Here is an 11,672-nt window from a genome sequence, read left to right as displayed (position 1 = left end):
GTTTACAATCCTCCGGTTTCGGTCATAAATTGTTTGAGGGCCGTATATACTTCGCGCGGCGAGTGGATGATGCCGCCGGTGCGTCCGAAGTGGCGGACGGGGATCGAGGCGTTGCCTACGGCCAGTTGGACGTCTTCGATCATCTGTCCCATGCTGAGTTCCACGGAGAGGAAGCCTTTGGCGTGGGCGGCTGCTTCGCGGATCGGGGCGCTGGGGAACGGGAAGAGGGTGATCGGGCGGATCAACCCTACTTTGAGTCCGTCGCGGCGGGCGTCTTCGACGACTTTGGCGCAGATGCGCGACGAGGCTCCGTAGGCTACCAGTATGTATTCGGCGTCGGCCGTTTCCATGGCTTCGTAGCGTACCTCTTCGCGTACCATCTGGTCATATTTGGCCTGCAACTTGTGGTTGTGGTGCTCCATCGTTTCGGGGTCGATGTAACACGAGGTGATGATGTTGCGTTGGGTGCGGCTGCCTTTCCCGAGGGCTGCCCAAGGGCATTCCTGACGGATTTGTTCTTCGGTGCGGCGGGGCTTTTGGGGGCTGAGGTGGACTTTTTCCATCATCTGCCCGATCACGCCGTCGGCGAGGATCACCACGGGATTGAGGTATTTAAAGGCGAGGTCGAAGGCCAGATCGACAAAGTCGTTCATCTCCTGGACGGAGTTCGGGGCGAGCACGGGGGTGTGATAGTCACCGTGACCGCCGCCTTTGACGACCTGGAAATAGTCGGCCTGTGAGGCCTGGATGGTGCCGAGTCCGGGGCCGCCGCGCGATACGTCGATCACCACGCAGGGTAGTTCGGCGCCGGCCAAATAAGAAAGCCCCTCGCACATGAGTGACAGACCGGGGCTTGAGGTGGAGACGAGTACGCGTTTACCGGCGGAGGCGCCTCCGTAGACCATGTTGATGGCGGCGACTTCGCTTTCGGCTTGTAGGACGACCATGCCGGTGGTTTCCCACGGGCGTAGTTCGGTAAGTGTTTCGAGCACTTCCGATTGGGGGGTGATGGGGTATCCGAAGTATCCGTCGGCGCCGCAGCGGATGGCGGCGTAGGCGAGCACTTCGTTGCCTTTCATCAGTTTGATATCTTCCATTACGCTTGTTTTTTCTCTCTGTAAACGACGATGCAACTGTCGGGGCAGACGATGGCGCAGCCGGCGCATCCGATGCAGCTGTCGGGATTGGACATGTAGCAGTAGTTATACCCTTTCGAGTTGACTTGGGGGTTCAGGCTGATGGTTTGTGTCGGGCAGGCTTCGATGCAGACGCCGCAGCCTTTGCAGCGTTCGGTGTCTACAACGATCTTCCCTTTGATTTTTCCCATATTGAATTTTCTGTGTTGCTCGATGCTATCCCAAAGGTATTCTGTCGAATCCGAAAAGTGAAATCTCTTTGGTTTTTCTCTACGATATCCAAAGTGCATAAAAAAAGAGTAACAGTCTGTTACTCTTTTTATTGAACTTTAAATATTCTTTGGATTCAACTCCTAATCCTTGAGCGAGTGGATAACGAGGCCTGAGCGGAGTTTCGGTTCGAACCAAGTCGTTTTCGGAGGCATGATGTTGCCGGTGTCGGCAATGTCGATCAGCTGTTTCATCGAAACCGGATAGAGGGCGAAGGCAACGGCCATTTCGCCGCTGTCAACCCGGTCGGCCAACTCTTGCAGACCGCGGATACCGCCCACGAAGTCGATGCGTTTATCGGTCCGCAGGTCTTTGATGCCGAGGATCTTGTCCAGAACGAGATTCGACAGGATGGTCACATCCAGCACACCAATCGGGTCGTTGTCGTCATACGTACCGGCCTTGGCCTGAAGGTCGTACCACTGTCCTGCCAGGTACATCGAGAAGTCGTGCAGCTGGGTGGGTTTGTAGATGGCCGAGCCTTTGGGGGTTACGACGAAGTCCTTCTCGAGTGCGGCGACCAGTTGGTCGGGCGTCAGCCCGTTCAAGTCTTTCACTACGCGGTTATAGTCGATGATTTTCAGCTGGTTGTCCGGGAAAATCACGGCCAGGAAGTAGTTGAACTCCTCTTCACCGGTGTAGGGAGCGCCACTCTTGAGGAGATTCTCTTTCTTCTCGGCACCCACGCGGGCTGCAGCGGCGGTACGGTGGTGACCGTCGGCTACGTAGAGGGCGGGTATGCGGGCGAAGATCTCGGTAATCCGGCTGATGGTTTTCGGGTCGTCGATCACCCAGAAACGGTGGCCGAAACCGTCGCCGTCGGCTACGAAGTCATATTCGGGGGCTTTGGCGGTGACGATGTCGTGGATGATGGCATCCATTTCGGCGTCGGCCGGGTAGGCGAAGAATACGGGCTCGATGTTGGCGTTCTGGTTCCGCACGTGGATCATGCGGTCTTCTTCCTTATCCGGACGGGTCAGTTCGTGTTTCTTGATCTTGCCGTCGAGGTAGTCCTGGAAGTGGCAGGCAGCCACCAGACCGTATTGCGTGCGGCCGTCCATGGTTTGGGCATAGACGTAGTAGTGTTCGGCGGGGTCCTGCACGAGCCAGCCGTTTTGCTGCCACCGTTTGAAGTTTTCGACGGCACGGTCGTAGGCTTCGGAGGAGTGCTCGTCTATGATGGGGGCGAAATCGATCTCGGGTTTGATGATGTGCAGCAGCGATTTTTCGCCGGCTTCGGCCTTGGCTTCGACCGAGTTCAGTACGTCGTAGGGGCGTGAGGCGACCTCTTTGGCGAGGTTTGCAGGCGGACGGATGCCTTTGAACGGTTTTATCTTGACCATAGGGGGCGGACTATTTGTTTACTTGGAATTTGGTGATACCCTCTTTGAGGTAGCCGACGATTTGACGTGCAGCGGCCAAACCGGCATTGACGTTGGCTTCGGCGGTTTCGGCACCCATTTTTTTCGGGGTGGTGAAGAAGCGTTTGCCGAACTTTTCGCTCAGCTGATCGGCAGTATCGGGTTTGATGTCGGTGATGTATTTCAGGTCGGTGCGTTCGCTCAGTGCCTGGGCCAGACCGGCTTCGTCGATGACCTCCTTGCGGGCGGTGTTGACCAACGTTGCGCCCTGAGGCATGGAGGTGAGCAGTTCGTAGCCGATCGAACCTTTGGTCTCGGGCGTGGCGGGTATGTGCAGCGAGAGGTAGTCGCTGTTTTTGTACAATTCAGCTGCCGAGGTGACCATCTGCACGCCGTCTTTGGCAAAGACTTCGGGATCGGTGATGAAGGGGTCAAAGGCCGACACTTCCATTCCGAGGGCTTTCCCGTAGCGGGCCACGATGCGTCCCACGTTACCGTAGGCGTGGATGCCGAGGCGTTTGCCGCTGATTTCGGAGCCGGTGCCGGGGGTGTATTGGTTACGGGCCATGTAGATCATCATCGACAGGGCCAGTTCGGCTACGGCGTTGGAGTTTTGGCCGGGGGTGTTCATGGCCACGATGCCGCGGGCGGTGCAGGCGGCCAGGTCGAGGTTGTCGTAACCGGCACCGGCACGAACGACGATTTTGAGTTTCGGTGCGGCGGCGATCACATCGGCGGTGACTTTATCGGAGCGCACGATCAGTGCGTCGGCATCGGCCACGGCGGCTTTAAGTTCGTCGACGGAGGTATATTTCTCGAGCAGGGCGCATTCATATCCGGCTTCGCGGGCGATGGCTGCAATGCCGTCGGTGGCTTTTTTCGAGAAGGGCTTTTCGGTTGCTACCAGGATTTTCATGGTTGGGTTATGGTTTGAGGGTTAGTCCTGTACGGGTTCTGTGGTGGGTGTCGGTGGTTTTTGTCGCGAGGGCGGAGTCCTTGAGCGCAGATTGGTTGCGGGAACTCAACTTCGGGAAAGGCGGACCGGGTACCGATTCCAACGAACGCCGTATGGGGTGGGTTGTGGTTTTGTGGCAACTTGGTTGCAGGGGTGCTCCTGAGTGGGAGTTGTTGCTACAACAGGATGCCTGATTGATAGTGGCATGGGATACCGGGAGAACTTTGCGTGCGGGGTATTCAAAACAGGTCGTTGTACTGCCGAATCGCAATGGATGGGCTGTGTTGGGCTGCTTCTCTACGGCCGGATGCAAATTAAGGGGTAAAGTCAATCTGTATCAATACGCGAGATTGCGGGCTTTAGGGCTTGGCTTTCTTCCTTGTATGAAAGATGGCTTTTCCCGGGTTTGTTGGGGAAATTTGAGTGGGTGGCCTGCAAGGTGAATTATCCGATTTTAACACAGGTTAAAATCGGATAATTACACTGTTGTGAGGATATGGGGCCTGACTGTGAGGCGACTGCCCTCGCCGGGCGGGCCCCGCGTGCTCGCGGTGGAGCGGGCGATACTGCGTATCGCCTACTCTACTTGGCGTATTGCTTTTCGAACTCCTGCATGCAGGCTACCAGGGCCTGTACGCTCTCCTTGGGCATGGCGTTGTAGATCGAGGCGCGGAAACCTCCCACCAGGCGGTGTCCTTTGATGCCGACCATGCCGCGTTCTTTGGCAAAGTTGACGAACTCGGTGATGTCCATATCTTTATACGGTTCGCTGTACACGAAGCATACGTTCATCAGCGAGCGGTCTTCTTTGGCTGCGGTTCCCTGGAACATGCTGTTGCGGTCGATCTCTTCGTAGAGAATGGCTGCTTTTTCCTGGTTGAGTTTCTGTACGGCGGGCACGCCTCCGATCGATTTGAGCCATTTGAGGGTCTCGCGTACGACGTAGATGGGGAATACAGGCGGGGTGTTGAACATCGAGTTGCCGTTGACGTGGGTACGGTAGTCGAGCATGCTGGGGATGGCACGCGACACTTTGCCGAGGATGTCGTCACGTACGATCACGAAGGTTACGCCGGCCGGGCCGAGGTTTTTCTGTGCTCCTCCGTAGATCAGACCGTATTTCGAAACGTCGACCGGGCGTGACAGGATGTCGGACGACATGTCGGCCACGAGGGTCACCGGCGAGTCGATGTCGGTTTTGTATTCGGTCCCGAAGATGGTGTTGTTGGTGGTGATGTGGAGGTAGTCCAGATCGGTCGGGATGGTGTATTCTTTGGGAATGTAGGAGAAGTTCTTGTCTTCGGACGAGGCGACGGTCACCACATCACCGAAGAGTTTGGCCTCTTTCATGGCTTTTTTTGCCCATACGCCGGTGTTGATGTACCCGGCTTTCTTTTCGAGCAGGTTGAACGGCACCATGCAGAATTGCATGCTGGCACCGCCGCCGAGGAACAGTACGCTGTATCCTTCGGGGATATGGAGCAGTTCTTTGAACAGGGAGATGGCTTCGTTGAGTACGTCTTCAAAGTCTTTGGTACGGTGCGAGATTTCGAGCACCGACAGGCCGATGCCGTTCAGGTCGAGAACGGCTTGGGCAGCGTTTTCGACTGCCACGCGCGGCAGGATCGAAGGGCCTGCTGAGAAGTTGTGCTTTTTCATATTCGAGAGGTTTGGTTATTGTTTTTCGTTAAGCAAGATGCCGCTTTGTCGACTGACGAAAGCGGCTACCAAATATCGGAAAAATTATTTTGAAATGAAAAAAAATGCGAATTTTGTTTCTCCGTTAATTTTATGAAAGACTTTACTTCAGGCCCCGTCGGGCGACAAATCATACTGTTCTCGTTACCTATAATATTGGGTAACTTTGTGATGCAGCTCTATCAGATTGTCGATAGTGCCGTGGTGGGACGTTACCTCGGGAAGGAGGCGTTGGCCGCAGTCGGAGCCAGTACGCCGGTGGTTTTTGCGGTGGTTGCGATGGTGATCGGGGTCGGCAGTGGTGCCAGTGTTGTGATTTCGCAATATTTCGGGGCCAAACAGTACGACAAGGTCCGGCTGACGAGCGATACGCTTCATATCTTTTTGCTGGGTGCGGGGTTGATTATCGCCCTGGTGGGGATATTTTTCAGTGAGGCCATTTTTCGACTGATTGCGCTACCTCAAGAGCTGATTCCACTGGCTGCAAGCTATCTGAGAATCTATCTGGGCGGGGTGTTCCTGCTGTTCGGCTTCAATACGGTAGCCGCCATTCTGCGTGGTGTGGGGGACTCCAAAACACCGCTCTATTTCCTGCTGATATCGGCTGTGCTGAATGTCGGGCTCGACTTTCTGTTTATTCTGGGGTTCGACTGGGGGGTAGCCGGTGCTGCATGGGCTACGGTTATTGCGCAGGGATTGGCCTATTTTGCCTCCATCTGGTACATCAATTCCGGGAAGTCGATTTTCCATATTGATCTGTTCCACCTGAAGTTCGACCGAAAGATATTTCGCCAGTGTATCAATTACGGACTGCCGACCGGTGTGCAGCAATCTTTCGTGGCGTTCGGGATGGTGGCCCTGATGGGGATTGTGAACGGCTGGGGAACCGACGTCATTGCCGGTTACAGTGCGGCCATCCGGGTTGATAACCTGGCGGTGATTCCGTCGATGAATTTTGCCATGGCACTGACCAGCTTCACGGGACAGAACGTGGGAGCCGGGCGGATGGATCGCGTGCGGCGCGGGTTGAAAATGACACTGCTCTACTCTTCGCTTACCTGTCTGGCCATTACGGCCGTGATTGTGCTGTTCGGGCCCGATATTCTGCGAATCTTTACGAACGATCCGGCCGTGGTGCATGTAGGGACCGAGTACCTGGTGATTGTCAGTTCGTTTTATCTGGTGTTCAGTGCAATGTTTGTCGTGAACGGAATGTTGCGCGGAGCCGGGGCGGTGATTCTGCCGATGTTCTCGACCCTTGTGTCGCTGTGGGCTGTCCGTATTCCGGCGGCCATGTGGCTCTCCCATCTGATGGGTGAACAGGGCATCTGGTGGGCTGTTCCGTTCGGATGGGGAGTAGGTCTGGCGATCGTCTATGGCTATTATAGGAGTGGAAAATGGGAAAATCACTCTATCTTTGCTAAGCAAAAGAAAAAAGCATCCGAAGCATGATAAAATCAATGACCGGTTACGGGCGTGCCGAACGGCACACCGACCAACGCAAGATAACTGTCGAAATCAAAAGTCTGAACAGCAAACAACTGGACCTTTCGACCCGCATCCCCTCCATCTATCGCGAAAAAGAGTACGAGATTCGCAACACGGTGAGCAAAGCCGTCGGACGCGGCAAGGTCGATCTGTTTGTTACGGTGGAAAATATCGCAGGTGCAAAGACTGCCGGCGGATCGATCAACAAGGAGTTGTTCAAAACCTACTATACGCAGTTGGTGGAATTGCAGCGTGAACTGGGCGACCAAAACGCCACCGAGCCGTTGATTACGACCGTATTGCGTCTGCCTGACGTGATGCAGACCGAAGCGGTGGTAGTCAGCGACCAGGAGTGGCAGGCCCTGACCGACGCGGTGAACGAAGCGGTCGACAACCTGAATAAATTCCGTATCCAGGAGGGCGAAGTGTTGATTAAGGACCTGCTCAAGCGGATCGATACGATTCAGGAGTTGGCTGCTCAGATCATTCCGCTCGAAGGCGAACGGATCGAAACCGTGCGCACCCGTCTGATGGAGAATCTGAAAGCCCTGCAGGTCAATGTCGACAGCAATCGTTTTGAGCAGGAGATTATCTATTACCTCGAAAAATTCGACATCACGGAAGAGAAGGTGCGTTTGAAACAGCACTGCGACTATTTCCGTACCGTGGCCGGTGAATCGGAAGGCGTCGGGCGCAAATTGGGATTCATTGCCCAGGAGATGGGGCGTGAAATCAACACCACCGGTTCGAAAGCCAACCACGCCGGAATTCAGAAGATCGTGGTGCGGATGAAAGACGAGTTGGAAAAAATTAAAGAACAGTTACTCAATCTCTTATAATACGATTGCCACATGGGGAAGGTATTGATATTTTCGGCGCCGTCCGGTTCGGGCAAGACGACCATCGTCAAACACCTGTTGAAACGTTTTCCGGAGCTGGAGTTCTCGATTTCGGCCACCTCGCGTGCTCCCCGAGGAGAGGAACGTGACGGTGTGGACTACTATTTCATGGATGCCGTGGAGTTTATGACCCGAGTCGAAGAGGGTGAGTTCGTCGAGTGGGAAGAGGTCTACAAAGGAACCTGTTACGGAACGTTGCGGGCCGAAATCGACCGGATTTGGGACCGTGGCCACGTGGTGGTGTTCGACGTCGACGTGGTCGGGGCGCTGAATATCAAAAAACTTTTCGGCGATCAGGCCCTTTCGGTCTTTATCATGCCGCCTTCCGTGGCCGAACTGCGGGTGCGTCTCGAGGGACGAGGCACTGACTCTCCCGAAGCGATCGAACGTCGTCTGGCCAAGGCCGAACAGGAGATCGCCTATGCCGATCGTTTCGACCGGGTGATTGTCAATGACGACCTCGAAACGGCCTATGCCGAGGCTACGCGTGTGGTCGGCGATTTTCTCAGCGCTCAATAGTTCAGTACCCGTAATGGAGAACGGACGGAAGAGACGGGTGGCTCTGTTGATGGGGTCGTTCAACCCCGTGCACAACGGACATCTGGCCGTGGCTCGCTACGTCGTGGCGCGTCAGTTGGCCGATGAGGTGTGGCTGGTGGTTTCGCCGCAGAATCCGTTTAAGAATCCGGCCGATCTGGCTCCTTTCGAAGACCGTATGGCCATGGTGCGGCTGGCACTGACCGGGATCGGCGATGAGCGACTCAAGGCCTGTGATGTGGAGGCTGCCCTCCCCCAGCCTTCCTATACGATCCATACGATCGAGCATCTGCAACGGCTCTATCCCGATGTGCAGTTTGTTGTGCTGGCCGGGAGTGACATTGCCGATCAGTTGTCCCGGTGGTATCGGGCGGATGAATTGCAGCGAATGGTACAGTTCTTGATATATCCTCGTAATAACGGCACGGCTTCGCCCGAGATGGCTCAGGCTCCGATGTTCGAAGGCGATTCGACTTCGGTTCGCCGGGCGGTGGCGACAGGACAGGAACTCCGGAACGGTCTGCTGCCGGTGTCGGTCGAGGAGTATATCCGGAACAAAAACCTGTATCGCGTATGATCAAGACGATTGAGCAATGGACTGTACTGATCGAGAAAGAGCCGGATGTGGCCAATCACTATTTTGAGCGGGGGCGTTTGCATTACCAGCATGGTGACTTTGGGAAAGCGATCAACGATTTCAACCGGACTCTGGAACTCGATCCCTGCCATACGGCGGCCCGTCAGATGCGGGAGATGACCGAGGCGATTTTCAACTTCCGTAATTTCGATATTTATAACCCCTGATTCAGACAGATTTGTCGAATGTCTCTGCGTTGCGGGTAAGCAATGAGTAGGTATTCGAAAATGGGAAATGAGCCTTGTTTGTTACCTGAACGGTACGATAGTAGAGGTGGCTGCAGAAGTACGGAGGGGCTGATCCCGGGGGAGGGAGAGACATTACACAAGCGGGGCGAACGGATCTATTTCCGTTCGCCCCGCTTGTGTTTACTTCTTGGCAGCTTGCGGGAACAGTACGGTCGAGGTATCGAATCCCATCAAACGTGCGTGGGTCAGCAGCTTCTGGGTGATCTCCCGGGAAAGTTCCGGAGTGCGGGAGAGAATCCACAGGTACTTCTGCTTTTTGCCGCCGATCAGGGCGTATTGGTAGTCGGGATCAATCTCCAGGATATTGTACGGCGTGTAGAATATCCAAAAGAACGAAACCAACAGGGCACCGGGGTGTTGCGGATCGTCGGGAGCGCTCAGCTTGGCCCGTCCCTCGATCATCGAGAGCGGACCCTCGGGTGACCCTTTGTGGCCGCTGTTGACTACGCGGATCTTTCCGTCTTTGCGCAGTGTGTATTCTGCGGTTACGGCATGCAGGTTGCGTTCGAAGCGGTTGTCCAACCGTGCAATCTCGTACCATTTACCTAAAAACCGGTTCAGGTCGAAGTTTTTGATCGTATCATTTTTCATCTCATCAGGCATTTTTAAAGGGTGAATACTCTGATAAGAGAAATGATCAAGAAGTGTGCCTAAATTGGACAAGTCTTCGTTTGCAGCCATCTTTGCTCGTCCGGGGTCATGTAGGGCGACAGACGACGATAGACTTCGGTGTGGTACGCGTTGAGCCATTCGCGCTGGGCACGGTCGAGCGAATCGATATCGACGGCGGTCAGCGAGATGGGACACAGAGTCAGCGGTTCGAAGCGAAGGAATCCGTCGGGGCACCCTTCGGTCGTCACGAGGGTCAGGTTTTCGATGCGGATGCCGTGCTTGCCGGCCAGGTAGAGACCCGGTTCGCAGCTTTGCACCATGCCCGGCTCCAGCAGAACGGGGTTTTCGTTCATTCGGATCGATTGCGGCCCTTCGTGGACGCACAGGAAGTGTCCGATGCCGTGTCCCGTACCGTGGAGGTAGTTCTGGCCGATCTCCCACAGGTAGCGGCGGGCCAGCACGTCCAGTTGTGCTCCGCGCGTGCCGACCGGAAAGCGGGCGGCACAGAGGTCGATCATTCCGCGCAGGACGGCCGTATAGTCGCGGCGCTGTTCGGCGGTCGGTCGGCCGAAGTGGTAGGTGCGGGTGATGTCGGTTGTGCCGTACAGGTATTGGCCTCCGCTGTCGATCAGCAGGAAACTCTCCTGTCCGGCGGGGATGTCGCTTTCGGGCGTAGCGCTGTAGTGGACAATGGCTCCGTGGGTGCCGTAGCCTGAAATTGTTTCGAAACTTTCGTCCTGGAAACCTTCGCCGGCAGCACGATATGCGTGCAACCGGGCTGCAATCTCCAGTTCTGTGGGGTGCTCGCCGTTGCTGAGACTCGATTCGAGCCACATTTCGAATCGCACCAGGGCGACGCCGTCGGTCTCCATGGCCCGGCGGAATCCGGCGATTTCGGTCGGGTTTTTAACGGCTTTCAGAGCGGTGACCAGTCCGTATGGGGTGGTTTCGGGTTGAAGCCGTGCACCGGCCTTTTCGAGGATGTTCCAATGGCGAATGTCGAGTCCGTTGGGGTTGGCGATGACCGGTCGGTTGCTCAGCGAAGCGAGGTACTCGGCGAACTCGTCGTATGGGCGGATCGCTACGCCGGCTTTGAGCAGCAGTTGTTCACGGTCGGCCGGTGTGAGTTTGTCGCGGTCGATGAAGAGGAGCGATTGGCCGGGCTCGATGGCGAGATAGCTGACCGTAAGCGGATTGTATTCGATGTCACGGCCACGCAGGTTGAGCGTCCAGGCAATCTCATCGAGTACGGCGATCAGGCGGATGGCTCCGTCGGGTTGTGCGGCTCGGATGCGTTCCTGTTTACTGAGGGCCGTTTCGCCGCTGTATTCGGGGGCCAGCAGGCGGGCCGGTTGTTTCGGCAGTGCGGGACGGTCGGTCCAGATGGTGTCGAACGGATCGTCTGTCGAACTCAATGTGATACTGAAACCCCTCAATTCCTGCTGCAAACGATCGAAGGCCGATTTGCTGAACAGCAGACCGTCTACCCCAACCCGTGCGGCTTGGGTAGTGTTGAGCCACTCCGGAATCGTGGGGGTGTCGGGCAGGGCGAGCCGTTGCAGCTCGATGCCGGTTCCCTGGAGCTGGGCCTCGGCTTGCAGAAAATAGCGCGAGTCGGTCCAGAGGGCGGCTTGTTCGGCTGTGACAACGACGGTGCCGGCCGAACCGTCGAAACCGCTGATCCAGGCACGGCAACCCCAGTGCGGAGCGACGTATTCGCTGAAGTGGGGATCGTTGGAGGGAACGATGAAGGCGTCGATCCCTTGGGTGCGCATCCATGCGCGGAGGGCGGCCAGACGTTCCCGGATGGTGTTCGCTGTTTCCATGGCGT

General features: G+C 56.0%; 12 protein-coding genes. 5 read left to right on the top strand and 7 right to left on the bottom strand.

Going from position 1 to position 11,672, the window contains the following annotated elements; all coding sequences use genetic code 11:
* Positions 1–2 precede the first annotated feature (2 nt).
* The 5 genes from BQ5379_RS02300 to serC form a co-directional block, all read right to left on the bottom strand.
* A complete protein-coding gene (locus BQ5379_RS02300) occupies positions 3–1,097 on the bottom strand; it encodes a 3-methyl-2-oxobutanoate dehydrogenase subunit VorB (protein ID WP_071133941.1) in 1,095 nt (364 codons plus the stop codon).
* Positions 1,097–1,327 carry a 4Fe-4S dicluster domain-containing protein gene (locus BQ5379_RS02295; protein ID WP_071133940.1) on the bottom strand — a complete coding sequence of 77 codons (231 nt, stop codon included), beginning with the start codon at positions 1,325–1,327 and terminating at the stop codon, positions 1,097–1,099. The genes BQ5379_RS02300 and BQ5379_RS02295 overlap by 1 nt, the downstream gene beginning before the upstream one ends.
* Before the next feature lie 162 nt (positions 1,328–1,489).
* Complete coding sequence (locus BQ5379_RS02290; protein ID WP_071133939.1) at positions 1,490–2,749, bottom strand: DUF1015 domain-containing protein; 1,260 nt, start codon at positions 2,747–2,749, stop codon at positions 1,490–1,492.
* 10 nt (positions 2,750–2,759) lie between these two features.
* Positions 2,760–3,683, bottom strand: coding sequence for a 3-phosphoglycerate dehydrogenase (locus BQ5379_RS02285; RefSeq protein WP_071133938.1), 924 nt, complete (start codon positions 3,681–3,683; stop codon positions 2,760–2,762).
* 621 nt (positions 3,684–4,304) lie between these two features.
* Positions 4,305–5,381: a 3-phosphoserine/phosphohydroxythreonine transaminase gene (serC, locus tag BQ5379_RS02280; protein ID WP_071133937.1), complete on the bottom strand. Its 1,077-nt coding sequence runs from the start codon at positions 5,379–5,381 to the stop codon at positions 4,305–4,307.
* Positions 5,382–5,513: 132 nt separating this feature from the next.
* Between serC and BQ5379_RS02275 the strand changes: the two genes are divergently transcribed.
* The 5 genes from BQ5379_RS02275 to BQ5379_RS02255 are packed head-to-tail and all read left to right on the top strand — an operon-like array spanning position 5,514 to position 9,148.
* Positions 5,514–6,872, top strand: coding sequence for an MATE family efflux transporter (locus tag BQ5379_RS02275; protein ID WP_071133936.1), 1,359 nt, complete (start codon positions 5,514–5,516; stop codon positions 6,870–6,872).
* Entirely contained in the window at positions 6,869–7,747 is an 879-nt protein-coding gene (locus BQ5379_RS02270) for a YicC/YloC family endoribonuclease (protein ID WP_235846021.1), read from the top strand. The genes BQ5379_RS02275 and BQ5379_RS02270 overlap by 4 nt, the downstream gene beginning before the upstream one ends.
* 12 nt (positions 7,748–7,759) lie before the next feature.
* Positions 7,760–8,326, top strand: coding sequence for a guanylate kinase (gene gmk / locus BQ5379_RS02265; RefSeq protein WP_071133934.1), 567 nt, complete (start codon positions 7,760–7,762; stop codon positions 8,324–8,326).
* A 13-nt stretch (positions 8,327–8,339) separates the two neighbouring features.
* Positions 8,340–8,921, top strand: a complete 582-nt coding sequence (nadD, locus tag BQ5379_RS02260; protein ID WP_071133933.1) for a nicotinate (nicotinamide) nucleotide adenylyltransferase — start codon at positions 8,340–8,342, stop codon at positions 8,919–8,921.
* Positions 8,918–9,148: a tetratricopeptide repeat protein gene (locus BQ5379_RS02255; RefSeq protein WP_071133932.1), complete on the top strand. Its 231-nt coding sequence runs from the start codon at positions 8,918–8,920 to the stop codon at positions 9,146–9,148. Before nadD ends, BQ5379_RS02255 begins: the two co-directional genes overlap by 4 nt.
* A 201-nt stretch (positions 9,149–9,349) precedes the next feature.
* Here BQ5379_RS02255 and BQ5379_RS02250 read toward each other — a convergent pair whose 3' ends face one another.
* Both BQ5379_RS02250 and BQ5379_RS02245 read right to left on the bottom strand, forming a co-directional pair.
* Complete coding sequence (locus tag BQ5379_RS02250) at positions 9,350–9,820, bottom strand: lipocalin family protein (RefSeq protein WP_083377527.1); 471 nt, start codon at positions 9,818–9,820, stop codon at positions 9,350–9,352.
* Between the two features lie 59 nt (positions 9,821–9,879).
* On the bottom strand, positions 9,880–11,667 hold the full coding sequence (locus BQ5379_RS02245) for an aminopeptidase P family protein (RefSeq protein ID WP_071133930.1): 1,788 nt from the start codon (positions 11,665–11,667) through the stop codon (positions 9,880–9,882).
* Positions 11,668–11,672: the final 5 nt, after the last annotated feature.

The organism is Millionella massiliensis (assembly GCF_900104655.1).
Lineage (GTDB): Bacteria > Bacteroidota > Bacteroidia > Bacteroidales > Rikenellaceae > Rikenella > Rikenella massiliensis.
The sequence above is the reverse complement of the archived record's forward strand: the minus strand, read 5'-3'. Positions and strand labels throughout refer to the sequence as shown.